Origin of the sequence: Salinivibrio sharmensis, from assembly GCF_001995985.1 — a bacterium.
In the GTDB taxonomy this organism is placed as follows: domain Bacteria; phylum Pseudomonadota; class Gammaproteobacteria; order Enterobacterales; family Vibrionaceae; genus Salinivibrio; species Salinivibrio sharmensis.
The window spans coordinates 69,301-83,413 of record NZ_MUFC01000010.1; the positions used below are offsets into that span (position 1 = coordinate 69,301).

The 14,113-nt window shown below is 50.2% G+C and carries 22 protein-coding genes; 7 read left to right on the forward strand and 15 right to left on the reverse strand.

Annotation, left to right across the window (positions count from 1 at the left end):
- Window positions 1–103 precede the first annotated feature (103 nt).
- Window positions 104–1,111, forward strand: a complete 1,008-nt coding sequence (locus BZG74_RS10695) for an amidoligase family protein (protein ID WP_077772589.1) — start codon at window positions 104–106, stop codon at window positions 1,109–1,111.
- Window positions 1,087–1,785 (forward strand): gamma-glutamyl-gamma-aminobutyrate hydrolase family protein, encoded by a 699-nt coding sequence (locus BZG74_RS10700; RefSeq protein ID WP_077772590.1) that lies wholly within the window; start codon window positions 1,087–1,089, stop codon window positions 1,783–1,785. Before BZG74_RS10695 ends, BZG74_RS10700 begins: the two co-directional genes overlap by 25 nt.
- Before the next feature lie 67 nt (window positions 1,786–1,852).
- Here the strand turns inward: BZG74_RS10700 and BZG74_RS10705 are convergent, their stop codons facing one another.
- The 8 genes from BZG74_RS10705 to BZG74_RS10740 form a co-directional block, all read right to left on the reverse strand.
- A complete protein-coding gene (locus tag BZG74_RS10705; protein ID WP_077772591.1) occupies window positions 1,853–2,326 on the reverse strand; it encodes a 2TM domain-containing protein in 474 nt (157 codons plus the stop codon).
- Between the two features lie 149 nt (window positions 2,327–2,475).
- The gene (locus BZG74_RS10710) at window positions 2,476–2,691 is read right to left on the reverse strand and encodes a VF530 family protein (RefSeq protein WP_077772592.1); all 216 of its coding nucleotides are present in this window, start codon (window positions 2,689–2,691) and stop codon (window positions 2,476–2,478) included.
- A 187-nt stretch (window positions 2,692–2,878) separates the two neighbouring features.
- Window positions 2,879–3,343 carry an NUDIX hydrolase gene (locus BZG74_RS10715; RefSeq protein ID WP_077772593.1) on the reverse strand — a complete coding sequence of 155 codons (465 nt, stop codon included), beginning with the start codon at window positions 3,341–3,343 and terminating at the stop codon, window positions 2,879–2,881.
- The gene (locus tag BZG74_RS10720) at window positions 3,343–3,918 is read right to left on the reverse strand and encodes a GNAT family N-acetyltransferase (RefSeq protein WP_235605750.1); all 576 of its coding nucleotides are present in this window, start codon (window positions 3,916–3,918) and stop codon (window positions 3,343–3,345) included. Before BZG74_RS10720 ends, BZG74_RS10715 begins: the two co-directional genes overlap by 1 nt.
- Window positions 3,911–4,432, reverse strand: a complete 522-nt coding sequence (locus BZG74_RS10725) for a GNAT family N-acetyltransferase (protein ID WP_077772594.1) — start codon at window positions 4,430–4,432, stop codon at window positions 3,911–3,913. Before BZG74_RS10725 ends, BZG74_RS10720 begins: the two co-directional genes overlap by 8 nt.
- A gap of 134 nt (window positions 4,433–4,566) precedes the next feature.
- Window positions 4,567–5,115, reverse strand: a complete 549-nt coding sequence (locus tag BZG74_RS15840) for a hypothetical protein (protein WP_077772651.1) — start codon at window positions 5,113–5,115, stop codon at window positions 4,567–4,569.
- The gene (locus BZG74_RS10735) at window positions 5,115–5,651 is read right to left on the reverse strand and encodes a GNAT family N-acetyltransferase (protein ID WP_077772595.1); all 537 of its coding nucleotides are present in this window, start codon (window positions 5,649–5,651) and stop codon (window positions 5,115–5,117) included. Before BZG74_RS10735 ends, BZG74_RS15840 begins: the two co-directional genes overlap by 1 nt.
- Before the next feature lie 19 nt (window positions 5,652–5,670).
- Window positions 5,671–6,258 carry a GNAT family N-acetyltransferase gene (locus tag BZG74_RS10740; protein ID WP_077772596.1) on the reverse strand — a complete coding sequence of 196 codons (588 nt, stop codon included), beginning with the start codon at window positions 6,256–6,258 and terminating at the stop codon, window positions 5,671–5,673.
- Between the two features lie 210 nt (window positions 6,259–6,468).
- Here BZG74_RS10740 and BZG74_RS10745 point away from each other — a divergent pair, with 210 nt between their 5' ends.
- A complete protein-coding gene (locus tag BZG74_RS10745; RefSeq protein WP_077772597.1) occupies window positions 6,469–7,113 on the forward strand; it encodes an NAD(P)-dependent oxidoreductase in 645 nt (214 codons plus the stop codon).
- A gap of 59 nt (window positions 7,114–7,172) precedes the next feature.
- On the opposite strand, the gene lhgO is transcribed toward BZG74_RS10745, so the two are convergent.
- From lhgO to BZG74_RS10765, 4 genes are all read right to left on the reverse strand, one after another.
- The gene (lhgO, locus tag BZG74_RS10750) at window positions 7,173–8,408 is read right to left on the reverse strand and encodes an L-2-hydroxyglutarate oxidase (protein ID WP_077772598.1); all 1,236 of its coding nucleotides are present in this window, start codon (window positions 8,406–8,408) and stop codon (window positions 7,173–7,175) included.
- A 53-nt stretch (window positions 8,409–8,461) separates the two neighbouring features.
- Window positions 8,462–9,184 carry a hypothetical protein gene (locus BZG74_RS10755; RefSeq protein ID WP_077772599.1) on the reverse strand — a complete coding sequence of 241 codons (723 nt, stop codon included), beginning with the start codon at window positions 9,182–9,184 and terminating at the stop codon, window positions 8,462–8,464.
- A 92-nt stretch (window positions 9,185–9,276) separates the two neighbouring features.
- A complete protein-coding gene (locus BZG74_RS10760; RefSeq protein ID WP_077772600.1) occupies window positions 9,277–9,801 on the reverse strand; it encodes a GNAT family N-acetyltransferase in 525 nt (174 codons plus the stop codon).
- A 187-nt stretch (window positions 9,802–9,988) separates the two neighbouring features.
- Window positions 9,989–10,417 carry an organic hydroperoxide resistance protein gene (locus BZG74_RS10765; RefSeq protein ID WP_077772601.1) on the reverse strand — a complete coding sequence of 143 codons (429 nt, stop codon included), beginning with the start codon at window positions 10,415–10,417 and terminating at the stop codon, window positions 9,989–9,991.
- 181 nt (window positions 10,418–10,598) lie between these two features.
- Between BZG74_RS10765 and BZG74_RS10770 the strand changes: the two genes are divergently transcribed.
- Entirely contained in the window at window positions 10,599–11,042 is a 444-nt protein-coding gene (locus tag BZG74_RS10770; protein ID WP_077772602.1) for a MarR family winged helix-turn-helix transcriptional regulator, read from the forward strand.
- Window positions 11,043–11,159: 117 nt separating this feature from the next.
- Window positions 11,160–11,396: an RNA recognition motif domain-containing protein gene (locus BZG74_RS10775; protein WP_077772603.1), complete on the forward strand. Its 237-nt coding sequence runs from the start codon at window positions 11,160–11,162 to the stop codon at window positions 11,394–11,396.
- A 57-nt stretch (window positions 11,397–11,453) separates the two neighbouring features.
- On the opposite strand, the gene BZG74_RS10780 is transcribed toward BZG74_RS10775, so the two are convergent.
- On the reverse strand, window positions 11,454–11,774 hold the full coding sequence (locus tag BZG74_RS10780; protein WP_077577889.1) for a HigA family addiction module antitoxin: 321 nt from the start codon (window positions 11,772–11,774) through the stop codon (window positions 11,454–11,456).
- Between the two features lie 184 nt (window positions 11,775–11,958).
- On the opposite strand from BZG74_RS10780, the gene BZG74_RS10785 reads away from it, so the two are divergent.
- A complete protein-coding gene (locus tag BZG74_RS10785; protein ID WP_077772604.1) occupies window positions 11,959–12,210 on the forward strand; it encodes a hypothetical protein in 252 nt (83 codons plus the stop codon).
- Window positions 12,207–13,034, forward strand: coding sequence for a TauD/TfdA dioxygenase family protein (locus tag BZG74_RS10790; protein ID WP_077772605.1), 828 nt, complete (start codon window positions 12,207–12,209; stop codon window positions 13,032–13,034). Before BZG74_RS10785 ends, BZG74_RS10790 begins: the two co-directional genes overlap by 4 nt.
- A gap of 13 nt (window positions 13,035–13,047) precedes the next feature.
- Here BZG74_RS10790 and BZG74_RS10795 read toward each other — a convergent pair whose 3' ends face one another.
- Window positions 13,048–13,557 (reverse strand): GNAT family N-acetyltransferase, encoded by a 510-nt coding sequence (locus BZG74_RS10795; RefSeq protein WP_077772606.1) that lies wholly within the window; start codon window positions 13,555–13,557, stop codon window positions 13,048–13,050.
- Window positions 13,558–13,619: 62 nt separating this feature from the next.
- Window positions 13,620–14,099: a GNAT family N-acetyltransferase gene (locus BZG74_RS10800; RefSeq protein ID WP_077772607.1), complete on the reverse strand. Its 480-nt coding sequence runs from the start codon at window positions 14,097–14,099 to the stop codon at window positions 13,620–13,622.
- Between the last annotated feature and the right edge of the window lie 14 nt (window positions 14,100–14,113).

Consider the following 14,113-nt stretch of genomic DNA (forward strand, 5'->3'; position numbering starts at 1 on the left):
CATCACTGAACAGGTGTTTAATATTTATCCCCTCAGACCTTTAATTGTCAAAGGTTTATCCCCATCTCTTATCTAGAGTCGATAAAAATGAGGCTAAAAAACCATGGATGCGCCACATTCACCACTGAAAACACCGCCTCAGATCTCAAACGCTAAGGGAAATACGCGCCGCGTAGGCGTTGAGATAGAGCTCAGTGGTCTAGAACTTGATACCATCACCCAATTAGTAGCTGACTTTTTCTCTCTTAGCGTTAAACGTGGTGGCCGTTATGACCGTCGCTTGGACGGAGACAAAGCCGGAGACTGGGTGGTTGAGCTCGACTATGCCAAGCTCAAGCGCTTAGGGCAAAGCGATCGTAGTGAAAACACCATGACCAATCGACTGGATCAATCCGCCGAAGATCTATTGGCATGGGCGGCAAAAGCCTTTGTCCCCGTGGAAATTGTCGGCCCTCCTCTGCCACTTGACCGCCTGCAAGAGGTAGACCAACTCATTGCTCATCTCCGTCAGCAAGGAGCCGAAGGAACCGAAGACAGCCCAGTTTATGCGTTTGGCATGCAGCTTAATCCAGAGCTGCCTGATCTAACCGCCAAAACGATTTGTGCGCACTTAAAAGCATTCTTATGTTTGTATGACTGGCTTTTAAAGCGAGCTGATATTGATCTATCTCGGCGTCTAACCAACTATGTCGACCCGTTTCCCAAAGCATACGTTGAGCGTGTATTAGCCAAGGACTATTGGCCTGACCTCAACACCTTGATTGATGACTACCTTGTTGATAACCCTACTCGTAATCGTGCACTGGATATGCTGCCCTTATTCACTCACCTTGATGCAGAGCGAGTGAATAAAGTCATTGATGATGGGCTCACACAAGCGCGGCCCACGTTTCATTATCGGTTACCGGATAGTAAAGTCAGCCAACCGAACTGGGGCATTCACGAAGCATGGAACGATTGGGTGGAAGTCGAAAAACTCGCCGCTGATCCGGCGCGACTGGACGCATGTTGCAAAGCCTATTTGGGCTATCTCAACGATCCATTAGCGCGTATCGTTAATAACTGGGCGGAAAAGGTGCACAATTTATGGATAGACCCGTCATCGCAATAACCGGCCCGAGCAAAGGCGCACGGCTGCCACGTTTTTTTGTTGCCGCGGCAGTCAAACTCTATGGTGGCAAGCCGTTACAACTACACCCCGGTACCGCGCTGGACCCAGACGCCTATCATGGCGTAGTGATTACCGGCGGGCACGATGTCGAGCCTGTTTTGTATGCTGCGGAGCCCGAGGTCAAACCCAACTACGATTCTGAACGCGATGCCCTGGAGAGTGCCGTTATCAAAAGCGCACTGGCAAGCCAAAAGCCCTTGCTGGGGATTTGCCGTGGTGCGCAACTTCTCAACATTTGCTTAGGCGGCACCTTGCACCAAAGCTTGCGCGAGCAACGTAAAAAAACCTCTCATCGCTGGACAATATTCCCGATGAAAACCTTGTGTATATTGCGTGATGTCAACGGCCACATCCAGCAACGGTTGGGGCAAGGCAGACTCAAAATAAACAGCCTGCACAACCAAGCGATTAACGCGTTAGGCGAGGATTTAACGATTAGCGCACGTGATTTAGATGGCATTGTACAAGCCATTGAGTCGCCCAACCGCCCCTATACACTGGGCGTACAGTGGCATCCGGAATTTTTGCTGTATCTTGGCTGTCAGCGTGCGCTGTTCAAAGGCTTAGTCGAGCACGCAACGCGCTTCCAGCAGCGACAAGCGGCATCTCAGTAAACATGTCTGTTAGTTGGTGAAAAACAAAAACGCCGAGGCACATTCGCTCGGCGTTATCAGGTAGCGATTAACGCTTAGACCGCGCGTTCAGTCGCTTCTCTATCTGACGTTTTTCCCACTTATCACCAAAGAGATCGACAATGCCCAGAGCACTGACACCGTGGCTGACCACGGCAATCCCCCATCCCAATGCGACCCACCAAGCCCAATAATAGCCTGGTGTGGTTAGCCAGTTGATAATAAACAAAATCGCCAGCACGACCACATAGTGCGTCAAATGAGAATAAAAACCGCCGAGGGCGCGGACGCGCTTGGCAATCGCTCTTTCTTCTGGACTCATTGAAGTATCTGCCTGCATGTCTGTCTCCTTTTGCAAATCAGTAATGTCGATATCAAACACAGCAGCCAACGATTTCAGCGACTCCAATCCGGGTTTGTGGCCGCGTTCGATACGTTGAATCGTCCGAACACTGAGCCCACTAAATTGTGCTAATTGGTCTTGCGACCACCCTTTTTGAACTCTGAGTACTTTCACGTTCATCCTTGCTCCTTTGTGCTCTTCCCTATCGACACTATGCAAAATGGGGGCGACATTACCACGACAGCGCCCCGACACCTTAACGACAGTTATTTAAAATCAATCACTTTAAAAACAAAAACCACCCAATAGCCAATCCACGTATTTCACCCTTAACAAAAGGTATCAATATACAAGGCTTCGACCTTATCGCGCGCCCACTGCGTTTTACGCAAAAATTTCAGCGATGATTTCATCGAAGGATCGTTGTTGAAGCAGTTCACGTTGATATGTTGGTAGAGGCCTGACCAACCATAATGTTCTACCAAACGGGTCAATATGGTTTGTAGGGTTAACCCGTGCAGCGGGTTATTAGGTTGTGTATCCATAAGGGTTCTCAGCAACTCGAGCACGCGCTCGTCAATAAAAGCGCTACTCTACGTGACGATATTGCAAAACGCGAATTTAACCACGGTAGCGCGCCAGCTTATAATCAAGGTTTAGCTGGTACCAAGGAAACCGTGTCACCGTGCAATATCATGTATCTTGAGTAAAAAAGCGTTCCATTCTCATGGTTCATTCCTGATGGTTAGGCAAGTTGACGCGATATAACGGGTTAACGGGCTGATCAACAAAGTAAGCCCAAACATGATCATATACAGCATGCTGATTTGGGTACGGCGCCAAGGCTTTTGCCTGATCAAGTGAGCACCAGCGAAACTCGGTGTGTTCCTCATTAAGCGTGATGGCTTGATTATCATCACACATCACCACAAATACAGGGATAAGCTCGATCACATTCACCGATGCTTCGTAAAACTGCTCCAAAAATTGCGCGTTATATAAATCAGCCACCGCTATCTGGGTTTCTTCGCTAAACTCACGGACGATGGCGTCCACTCCGGTCTCACCCGCTTCAATCGAGCCCGCAACATGGCACCAGAAGCCACCTTTCACTCGCTTCATCAGTAGCATTTTTGTCTCCCCGTCAATACGAGAGAGCGCTACGCCCGAGACCACGGAAGTATTCACAGGGATCATTATTTCTCCTCTGTTTCAAATGCCGCCACTTTTGCATAAACCACAGTGCTAGAAATCGCACCGCTCGGCAGGATACGGTCATTGATAAGTATCGCTTCTTGATGATACCCACAGCGCTCGGCTACCGCACGGCTGCGGGTGTTTTCGTAGGCGGTTTTGATTTCGACACGCTTGGCATTAAGGCCATCAAACGCGTACTGGTCTAGCGTTCGCACCGCTTCACTCATATAGCCAAGGCCTTCTTTAGAGCTCCGCAGCCAATAGCCTATTTCAAAATAAGGAATCGCGATGTTGCGGATAATTAAGCTGATCACACCCACCAGTTGCCCAGTCGATTTTTCAAAAATCGAGTAGCGTAACTCGTTAATGAACATGTCAAAGTTATCAATCGCTTGTTGGGTGTTTTCAATCGAGCTTGATTCGGTCAACGCGTGCGGCAGCCAATCCATAAAAGGAGCAAGGGTGTGCTGGCTTTCCAACACGGCTTCTAAAATGAAAGGCTGATGGGTCATATTAGGCGCCACCAGCAACAGACGATCACTGTCCAGTTGGTCCACGCGCGGGGAATCATCCATTAATGTCCACCCAGTACCGCGCCAATGATTCATTGAACACTTCGCCATTGATGATGTTTTCCAACATGCCGCCATTAGCTTCAATTACTTTACGCGATGCCGTATTGTCTTCATTCGCGGTAATTAGAGCGCGAGTGATCCCTAGCTTTCTCGCCTTGGGCAGCGCTAAGGCTAACATTTGCTTGCCGCATCCGCGTCCACGATATGACGGCGCAATATCGTAACCAATGTGTCCGGCTTCTTGAGATAGAAATGGCGTATTAATGTGATGGCGGATCCGAATCGCGCCAATGATTTGTTGCTCAGCATCAAGCAGCCAAAAATGACTACACGGCACATAACCTTTACGAAGGTTTTTACCCAATGCCTCATCCGATAACCGAGTCACGTAAGTGGGGAAATCGTCTTTCCCCGGCCGATAATAATCGGCATTATCGGGGTCAAACTGAGCAAAATCATCATAAAAACGTGTAAAGGCTGCTTGGTGATTGAGTGCGGGGGCGACTAATTCCATGTGCTTGTTCCAATTCTTGTCATAGAATAAGGCTATCTCATTGAAATTGAGAAATAAACACTTATTGATCGCCTGTCACCCCATCGCCTTAGCGCTCGCCACCTAGATGTGATTGAGTTGTTGATTGCCGCGCATCACTGCCAACGCATCACCGCATCAAACGTTTGACAATGTTGAACCGCTTGCTCCGCCTCTTGCAGATAAACTTGTTGGGCACTTGAGGTTGGATAGGTTAAATACTCGGAACATTTCGCGCTTTGACCGTTACCCACCACAATCTTGGCGCCCGGTTGCAAGGTGCACTGTACCAATTTATCGAGCGGCGACCATTGATAACAAATCTCATAGTCTTGGCGATAATCCGCCACCAAGCCAGACGGTTGTGATAACGACCACCAGTGACCAAACTGACTATGCGGGTTGGTGCTATTCCACGCGCGATATACTGTCACCCCTTCAGTCGCCTGATATACCTTGCCTTGGCAAAGCTTCCCTTCCAATGGCTGACCCAACGACGACGCCAGTAACGCTGGATCGTCCACAGCGACAAACTTGTCTGCCCATGCGCTTGGCAACGCCGTGCTACCGACACATTCTGCAGCGTTGGTCGTTTCATTATCAACGGGCGCACTGGTACACGCTTGCAGTGTCACCATCAGTGCGCCAAGTAGTGCTTTTTTCATCATCCTTGCTCCCATTCGTGTCGTAATATGGCGTAAACCACCGTATCCCACCACCGTTCTTTAAAGAAACGATGCTGATGAAAATGGGCCTCTTGTCGCATGCCAAGTGAACGACAAAGCTTGGTTGCAGCAAGATTATCGTAAATAGTCTCAGCGTATAACCGATGCACACCCAGAGACTCAAAACCAAAGTCGGCCAGCGCGACAGCCGCCTCTCTCATTAGCCCCGCGCCTTGCGCCTCTACAGCTAGGCCGCATCCGATGGAAGCTTGACGGTTGTCCTCAAGCCTTAAACCGACGGTGCCTATACATTTTTCTGATTGCTTGCAGATAACCGCTAACTGATAAGCCACGCGTGGATTTGTGTTGGCTTGTTCGATAAAGCGCGCGTGTAAGTCTCGGTATGCCTCTGGCTGGCAGTCCGTTTCGCTATAAAAACGCTGGTACTTCTGGTGTTGCGTTAAGTGAACAAACGCCTCTTCATCGCTCGGCTGCATGTCACGCAGCACAAGTCGACGTGTTTCAATCATAAACATCCTTGTCTCTCTTGTTGTTTTAGTTCAGCGCCTTGACCATGGTGGTGGCGCCTGAAAAGCCGACTAACCATTTTAGGTGCGGAAAGCGCTCTTCTTTAGTGGCGACAAAGCCTTTGGCTTGATAAAGCTTGCGGGCTCTGGGGTTGCTATTAATGACATCTAATCGAACGCTTTCAAAGCCATGTGCTTGAGCATAATCCACAATGGCATCCAATAATTGGGAGCCAATCCCCTGCCCGCGCACAGCGCTATCAACAGCAATGCCATCCATCACCAATTCATTGGGTGCCGCTTTACGCTCAAACAGCGCCAATACTGCACAGGCCCAAATGCCTTTAATGGGCCCCAAACTATCGATCAGTTGTTTTGCGCCCATACCCTGTGTCAACGCGCCGGCTTGAGTTTGAAACCCGGCCAACCCCACCACCTTGCCGTTTTGCATAGCAGCAAACGAAAAGTCTGGGACGAAACATCGGGATAGTATCGCCACGCGCGCTGCCTGATTAGGGATTGCCCGTGCGAACTTCATCCCAAACGCCTGCTCATACAACTCAGCGACCTGTTGTGCTTGCTCAAGCGGCCATCCTTGCCGGATCGCTATCTTCATTGGCTCCCCTCAGTCTTCCTCAATAAAAAACACCTACACACTTATCTTGACGTAAAGATTTTTAGAAACTATCTTTACATTAAGATAGATAATTAATCACAACTTAATCAGTTCAGCATGGTTTAACCACAAGCGTATGACAGCCACCCTTTTTACTGGCTATTGCGCGGCATAAGGACACACAGGAGTCATAACATGGAGACTAACGTAATGAATATAATCGTATTTGGTGCCACGGGCGATATTGGCAGTCGAATTGTGTCGGAAGCGTTGCAACGCGGCCATAAGGTCACGGCAGTGACACGTAACGAGGCGGCATTCAGCAAGCTACCCGACGGCGTAAAACCTGTCGCCGCCAATTTGAGCGATGCGGACAAGGTGGCATCGGTAATGGCTGGTCATGATCTTGCCATTACGGCGTTACGTCCACCGACAGGCGAAGAAGCACATTTACCCGTGTTAACCCAAGCAGTCGTCCAAGGCGCAGCCCACCATCAAATGCGCGTTCTGATTGTCGGCGGTGCCGCTCGACTGATGATTCCGGGCACTGACGGTGAAACCGTGTTAAACGCCGAAGGATTTCTCCCTGCTTCAGCGGTTGAGATTGCACGCGCGTGCCAAGTGCAATATGAGCAGTGCCTCGCCAGCCAAGATGTGATTTGGAGTTACCTCTCGCCTGCCGCCATGATCGCACCTGGTACTCGCACCGGTCAGTACACATTGGGGACAGACACCTTAGTGACAGATAGTGACGGACAGTCTCGCATTTCAATGGAAGACTTCGCGGTCGCCATGCTTGATGAAGCCGAAATCCCTAAGCATTTGCAACAAGCATTTACTGTGGGTTACCAATAATCAAAGTAAGAGCCAGCGGCCACGAATAGGTGCTGGCTTTCACTTTCCAGTATGTAACGCTAATCAGCCTCACTACTGAGCCACTGCTGTTTTTGCGTCACCTTGTCACAAATGTATTCACCAATCGGCATCGCAGAGGTCGCGGCTGGCGATGGCGCATTGCACACGTGTAAACTCCGCGCACTTTCGGCAAACAGAAAGTCGTGTACCAAGGTGCCGTCACTTAGCACCGCTTGAGCTCGGATCCCCGCAGGATAAGGCTTCAAATCCTTAGCTTTTATTGTCGGACAGTACTTATTGACTTGTTTGACGTAGCCCGGCTTCCACCACGAGTTTTTCAGCTCGACCAAGCCAGTCTTTAAGTTGTTGATGGTCACTTTCCAAAAGCCCGCAAACGTTAGCATTTGCCAGGTATCTTTTAGACTGAGATTGACCTTGCCATAGCCTTCTCGCTTCCAGCCTTGCACAGCGTTAGGTCCCACCGTAATGGAGCCGTCTATCATCCGCGTGAGATGGACGCCTAAAAAAGGTAAGTCGGGATCGGGAATCGGATAGATAAGGTGATTCACAAAGCCTTGGTACTGGTTCGCGAGTTGATAGTACTCACCGCGGTAAGGGATAATTTGAAACGCGGTCGGGATCCCCATCATTTTGGTCATTCTATCTGCCATCAACCCACTGCATGTCACCACAAATTGGCATTGAATCGTCAGGCGCTCCCCGCTTGCTTGGCAATGGAGAGTGACTTGTTCAGCCGCTTCGCTGGCTCCAATCACTTCTGTACTGAGTTGGGTGACACCACCGAGCGCTTCAAACTCACACACCATTTGCTCAGTCACCCGCCGATAGTCAACAATGCTGGTCGCGCGAACCGCAATGGCACCTAAGCCTTTAACATTCGGCTCTTCAGCATGAAGCTCCGCCGCATCCAGCCAGCGCACGTCGATATCATTAGTTAAGCAACGTTCATAGAGCGCCTGCATCCGAGCCATCTCTTGCTCGTTGGTGGCGACCAATAGCTTGCCGCAGTTTTCGACCGCAATACCGTGTTTGGCGCAAAACTCAATAGTCAGTGCCGCCCCTCGTTTACAGAAGTCGGCTTTTAAACTGCCTGGTGGATAATAGACACCCGCGTGGATCACGCCGCTGTTATGCCCGGTTTGATGTTGGGCAACGCTTGCCTCTTTTTCCACCAGCAGTACAGAGCAGTCAGGATAACGCTGTTTTAACTGCCAAGCCGTAGACGCGCCAACAATACCACCACCGACAACTACATAATCATAAACAGATTTCATACACGCCTCATGACACTGGCAGCTGAGATTGTTGCAACTGATACTTACGCCCACTAAAACCGGTACCGGAGGCTGGCTAGGCCATAGTGAAGCCAAGAAAAGTTATAGACTTCATCGTTGTCCGCCCCACCTTCTAGGGTGCGATATCCCAGAGCGCCATACCAGCCATCACCAAGGTGATACTCCAACATCAGCGCCGCATCAACCGCACGTCCCATGGGTGACCACGCGCCTTCCACATCCAAGATCAACGCCGCGCGATCGGACAGGCGATATTGCCCATAGCCATGCAGCAAGGGCACTATACCAACGTTGGATTTCGTTGCTTTTGTTTCACCTTGCGCGAGGGTGATTTCAGCATCTCTCACCAAGGCGGCGGCACCAACGCCCCACTGCCAAGGGCCATGATCGTAAAACGTCCAGCGGTATGTCGCACGATAGGTATTGAATTGATAATCCGCGTCAATCGCTTGCCCATCGGCAAAGCGCTGATCCTGAAACTGGATGCTTTTTGACAGCGTGCCACGACCATCGACAGATAGAGGCGCAAAGGTTAGGCGCACCGCGTGCTGGGGATTGAACTGATACGTGCCATACAAACGCAAGTAGGGCGTAGCGGATCGGCCGGTTAAATCGGTCATATCAAAGCGAGTGCCAGTATCTCCGGGGATGCTGACATCATTTTTGCTAAACGTCACCCCGCCGGTTTCAACGCGAAAATCCAACCCTTGCGCATAAGCCCCCGTTGATAGCCCCCCGACAAACAACACACTCATGATTCGAGCTGTCTGTTGGCACATCGTGTGCAAGTCTAAGCCTGCCCTAAGCCATTGTCGCGTATGACCAAACGTTGTGGTTCTGCCCTTTCTCATTGCGCTTTGCCCTTATTATCGGCGTCAATCGCAGCATACATAATATGCTGAGGCCCTGCCGCGCCGCCCCAGTACAGCTCGCCTGTATCAGTAAAGCCGCCTTTTTGGTAACAGGCTTTAGCGGCCGGGTTTTGACAGTTCACCGTTAGATACACCCAATTGAAATCACGATAATCAACGGGCAAATACTCAAGCAAGGCTTTAACCGCACCGGTACCTAAACCCTGCCCTTGATACCGCGCATCCACCACAAACATGCGCAGACCCAGCGTCTTTGGCGGACAAAAGTCGTACTGAGAGGCATAGTCGGTATCGAGTTTAAAAAAGCCTACCGTCTTGCCCGCTCGCTTGATCACATGGCGGTGAATGGTCTCACTGGTCTCGGTAAGAAATTCGTCTGCGGTGCCGGCAAATTTCACTTGTTGGTCGTGTAGGGATACCTGGCGAACATCGTCGATGTCCGCATCAGTCAGTGGAGCGACGCTTATCTTGTTGAGCTGACTAGTGGTGGTTTCTGACATACCAGTTCTCATCATCCTTGTTATTGGTATAGGGCTTGTGCGCTAGTCTTAGTGGTCAATAGCCCTAGCGGTCAATGCTGAGCACTCGAGGTTAGGAGCGCCGAACAACGCGCTGCTTCCATAAAAAGCGGACATAAAAAAGGGAGCCCCGCTACACAGCGCTCCCTATCATAGCGTGCCAGTTAGGTTAAATCACTGACAATTCGACCTTAATATTGCCACGCGTGGCATTGGGATACGGGCATACCTGGTGCGCTTGCTCGACCAATGACTGCGCGGTCTCTTTATCCAGATCACCCACAGACACTGCCAACTTCACGGCAATGCCAAAGCCGCCATCAATGGGGCCAATCGACACTTCTGAGTTGATGTGGGTGTCTTCCGGCAAAGTGACGCCTGCTTTACCCGCCACTAAACGAAGCGCGCCAATAAAACACGCCGCATAACCGGCGGCAAAAAGCTGCTCAGGATTTGTCCCTTCACCATCGTTTCCGCCCAAACCTTTAGGCGTGGAAAGCGCCACATCTAAACGTCCATCATCAGATTTGGCTGACCCTTCACGGCCTCCGGTAGCGGTCGCTTTTGCTGTATAGGCAACACTTTGTAGCTCTTTCATTTCACTCTCCTGTAGTCCAGTCCGCTTGCGGCCCACTGCTTCGCACTCAGCAAGTGCGGTAAAGCCGCTTGCATCAGGTTTATTTATTTTGCATGCAAAATATTAGATCGCATACCCCAACATTGCAAATACTTTGCGCGCAAAATAAAATACTCACTAGACACACAGACAGTGATAAGCCATGACTTACCCCCAATTACAGCTCAATAGCCAAATTTGCCACCGCTTATACAAGGCCTCCAACGGTATTTCGCGTGCCTATCGAACCTGGTTGAGCGAGCTTGATCTCACCTACCCGCAATATGTGGTGATGATGGCACTGTGGGAAACTGACCGACTCGCGATCGCAAACCTGGTTGAGAAAACCGGCATTGATGGTGGCGCGATGACGCAGATTTTGAAAAAGATGAGCGATAAAGGCTTGCTCACCATCGTGAAAGACGAAGACGATAAGCGAAAGCGGTGGGTAACATTGACGGGCAAAGGCACTGAGCTGCAGCACCAAGCAGCGGAAATTCCTGAAAAGATTCGTTGTAAGTTTCCCAGCATTGATGGTCAGCAAGCGCAGCAACTTATTGCGCTGCTGGATAAGATTAATCACGACTTAGGAGAAAGTGACGCATAACCGTCGGCTGAGCAGCACTCAAGGCTAACGTATCGATAAGAAAGCCAAACTATTACTTGGTCGTGGCATCCTTTACTGACACAATCGGTGCTGTTACCTCGATATTAACGGACAACAATGAAACTTTTAGCTCGCAATCTTGCTCGCACCACTACCGAACACCAACTCCGTCAGCTGTTTTCTGAACACGGCGATGTCACCGAATGCAACCTGGTGCTGGACCAAGAAACTGGCGAATCCAAAGGCTTTGCTTTTGTGACCATGCCTGACGAAGCAGAAGCCAAAGCCGCGATGGCCGCTTTAAACCTCACCAGTGTTGCGAAAAGCAAAATCCGCGTGAAAGTCGCAAACTAAGCAAAAAGCCCCCTTGCACTTACATTGGCTATGAGGCGAGAGCGATAGCCAACACGATCACACGTGTTGGCTTTTGTTTATGGTCGAAACTTCTGTCCATGGGCGAATACTATTCAGCTGATCTTCGAGCTCATGTTCAGTAATTTCAGTATCATAGGCCACTTGAGCACGCAGCCAATAGCCCTTCGACAATCCAAAAAAACGGCATAAACGCAGGTCTGTATCAGCCGTTATAGCCCGTTTACCAGCAATAATTTGACCAATACGCTGTGCGGGCACTCCGATTTCTTTAGCCAAACGATATTGCGAAATCCCCATCGGAGTCAGGAACTCTTCTTTTAGTAACTCGCCAGGTGTGACAGCTTCTACAGTACGCATGAGCGACCTCTTAGTGATAATCAACGATTTCGACATCTTTGCACTTAAGCGTTCGAATCATAAACCTAATAGTAACGCACAGCGTTAATAACGTAAAGCGTCATTAAACGATAGCTGATTGACAGCCTACGTCCGGCTCGTCACTATCAAGCTTTGATAATGTAGTGACGCTTGAGCAGTCAAAATGGCAAAACCGAATAAAAAAGGCCCCACCAAAACCATCGATATTTTCTGTAAACGCTGTAACGCACAGCTGTTTAGATACCGAAAAGGTGGTAAAGGCGCTTTGGTGAAGTGCTTTAAAGAAAGGATTGTTGAAGATGCCACCACCACGCCGTGTCACTGCCCTCAGTGCGAACAGCCCTTTGCGCGTGACACCCTGGTGCGAGGCACACCAGCCTACAAATTCATTGGCGGTAAGGTATGGTTCAAATGAAGATAACCCCTTTAGGCGATACGTTAGGGGCGCAAGTCGATAATATCGATTTATCCCAGCTTTCCGAGGCTGAGTTTGCGGCGCTGTACCAAGCATTTTTACGCTACAAAGTGCTTTTCTTTCGCGAGCAGCCTCTCTCTACCGACGATCATGTCGAACTGGCAAAACGCTTCGGCGAGCTTGAGTCTCCTCACCCGTTTTTTCCGCACCTGCCCGACAACGACCAAGTGGTCGTGATTGAAACCAGCCGCGGCAATCCACCCAGCCAAAGCTATTGGCACACCGACATGACATGGCAAGCGGTGCCGCCCAAGTGCTCGGTTTTACACGCGCAATATGTACCAGAACATGGCGGTGATACGATTTGGTGTGACATGGCAGCAGTATGGGCTGATCTCACCGACGAAGAAAAAGCCGAGCTACGCCAGCTCAACACCATTCACGCATTGCACGCCTTTGAAGGTAGCCGTTACGATCATCAAGACGCCGACGGCCAGAGTGTGGTTTCGAAACGCGCTCAAGACTACCCACCCATTCGCCGTGCCATGGTGCAAACTCACCCAGAAACCGGCCAAGAAGTACTATTTATTAACGAGCAATTTACTCGCGCGATTGCCGATTGGCCAGAGGCTGACAGCCAACAACGGCTGGCGACACTGTTCAGTCAAGCTCGCCAATCGAAATATCATGTTCGCTTTCGCTGGCAAAAACACTCGGTGGCGATCTGGGATAATCGCGCCACCCAACACTACGCAGTAACCGATTATGGCGACACACCCAGACGATTACACCGCGTCACGGTTCAGGGTGACAGTGCTCAATAACGCCTAATGTCGATCAGGTACGGGTGTATTGATACAGATTGTTGCTATGCCCATAAAGCATGATTGGGTGTTGTAGCTGAAACCCGAGCTTTTCAAGCAAACGGTTTGAAGGTTGATTGTCCGGTAAGGTCACCGCCTGAACCGTAGTCAGTCCGCTCGCTATCAAGGTTGCCTCAAGCACCGCCTGGGTGGCTTCTGTGGCGTATCCTTGCCCGGTATAACGCGATAAAAACGCGTAGCCTAAATCTGGATATGCCAACTCATCGCGCTTGAGCACACCGCACATGCCAATGGGCTCACTATCTTCCCGCCGTTCTACCAGATTCAGGCCAAAGCCATGTGCTTGATAACTTGTGAGCGGCCCGTGACGAAGATACTCGACTGCATCTTGTTCAGTGCGCACCTTTTTATCTGCGATATAGCGTATAAACGACGCATCATTAAGCAGCTCCACAATAAACGGCGCATCGTCGAGTATAAACTGTCGCACATTGAGCCTTTTTGACTGGCATATCAGTGTCATAAATCACTCGCCTACTGAAACATTCTATCGCGCCATAATCGCATATTGGCGCGAATAAGTATCTACGCCGGCAACCAACACTGGTAAAAATCGGTCTTCGCATGTTTGGGGTTGGCGCGAACAAATTCCCAGCCGTGCTGGCGATAAAAGGCTAACGCACGATGATTATCACGGCTTACAGATAGCAACGCTCGGCGACACCCCGCATTTGTTAAGGTGGTTTCGATATAGCGCTGAAGCAAAGGAGCAAACCCTCGACCACGAAAGGCAGGTGCAAGATAGATGAGATGCAGATAACCCGTCTCAGGCTCCGGTGACGTGCTGCGAAATTCAAGCTGCCCAGCCCATTCTCCATCGACAAAAATATGCCGATAAAACCACTCGGGCTGATTCATGCGTTCACTCACCCGTTCAAAATAGCCAGCCAGAAAGTCTTCAAACCCCGCATCGGATCCAAAGCTACACACAAAAGCGTCCCGACGTGCAGCCACACAATAAGCAAAATCGGTTTCAAGATTGATGGGACGGAAAGTCAGGTGCATGGGTGTGCCCTTAC

Bases quoted from the DNA above. Each gene is read 5' to 3' on its own strand.
- BZG74_RS10740 (WP_077772596.1), bottom strand. From the start codon at position 6,258: ATGAAGATAGCGATCCGGCAAGGATGGCCGCTTGAGCAAGCACAACAG.
- BZG74_RS10705 (WP_077772591.1), bottom strand. From the start codon at position 2,326: ATGAACGTGAAAGTACTCAGAGTTCAAAAAGGGTGGTCGCAAGACCAA.
- BZG74_RS10735 (WP_077772595.1), bottom strand. From the start codon at position 5,651: ATGTTTATGATTGAAACACGTCGACTTGTGCTGCGTGACATGCAGCCG.
- BZG74_RS10780 (WP_077577889.1), bottom strand. From the start codon at position 11,774: ATGCGTACTGTAGAAGCTGTCACACCTGGCGAGTTACTAAAAGAAGAG.
- BZG74_RS15840 (WP_077772651.1), bottom strand. From the start codon at position 5,115: ATGAAAAAAGCACTACTTGGCGCACTGATGGTGACACTGCAAGCGTGT.
- BZG74_RS10770 (WP_077772602.1), top strand. From the start codon at position 10,599: ATGACTTACCCCCAATTACAGCTCAATAGCCAAATTTGCCACCGCTTA.
- BZG74_RS10710 (WP_077772592.1), bottom strand. From the start codon at position 2,691: ATGGATACACAACCTAATAACCCGCTGCACGGGTTAACCCTACAAACC.
- BZG74_RS10745 (WP_077772597.1), top strand. From the start codon at position 6,469: ATGAATATAATCGTATTTGGTGCCACGGGCGATATTGGCAGTCGAATT.
- BZG74_RS10795 (WP_077772606.1), bottom strand. From the start codon at position 13,557: ATGACACTGATATGCCAGTCAAAAAGGCTCAATGTGCGACAGTTTATA.
- BZG74_RS10800 (WP_077772607.1), bottom strand. From the start codon at position 14,099: ATGCACCTGACTTTCCGTCCCATCAATCTTGAAACCGATTTTGCTTAT.
- BZG74_RS10715 (WP_077772593.1), bottom strand. From the start codon at position 3,343: ATGATCCCTGTGAATACTTCCGTGGTCTCGGGCGTAGCGCTCTCTCGT.
- BZG74_RS10700 (WP_077772590.1), top strand. From the start codon at position 1,087: ATGGATAGACCCGTCATCGCAATAACCGGCCCGAGCAAAGGCGCACGG.
- BZG74_RS10695 (WP_077772589.1), top strand. From the start codon at position 104: ATGGATGCGCCACATTCACCACTGAAAACACCGCCTCAGATCTCAAAC.
- BZG74_RS10785 (WP_077772604.1), top strand. From the start codon at position 11,959: ATGGCAAAACCGAATAAAAAAGGCCCCACCAAAACCATCGATATTTTC.
- BZG74_RS10765 (WP_077772601.1), bottom strand. From the start codon at position 10,417: ATGAAAGAGCTACAAAGTGTTGCCTATACAGCAAAAGCGACCGCTACC.
- BZG74_RS10760 (WP_077772600.1), bottom strand. From the start codon at position 9,801: ATGTCAGAAACCACCACTAGTCAGCTCAACAAGATAAGCGTCGCTCCA.
- BZG74_RS10755 (WP_077772599.1), bottom strand. From the start codon at position 9,184: ATGAGTGTGTTGTTTGTCGGGGGGCTATCAACGGGGGCTTATGCGCAA.
- BZG74_RS10790 (WP_077772605.1), top strand. From the start codon at position 12,207: ATGAAGATAACCCCTTTAGGCGATACGTTAGGGGCGCAAGTCGATAAT.
- lhgO (WP_077772598.1), bottom strand. From the start codon at position 8,408: ATGAAATCTGTTTATGATTATGTAGTTGTCGGTGGTGGTATTGTTGGC.
- BZG74_RS10775 (WP_077772603.1), top strand. From the start codon at position 11,160: ATGAAACTTTTAGCTCGCAATCTTGCTCGCACCACTACCGAACACCAA.
- BZG74_RS10720 (WP_235605750.1), bottom strand. From the start codon at position 3,918: ATGGATGATTCCCCGCGCGTGGACCAACTGGACAGTGATCGTCTGTTG.
- BZG74_RS10725 (WP_077772594.1), bottom strand. From the start codon at position 4,432: ATGGAATTAGTCGCCCCCGCACTCAATCACCAAGCAGCCTTTACACGT.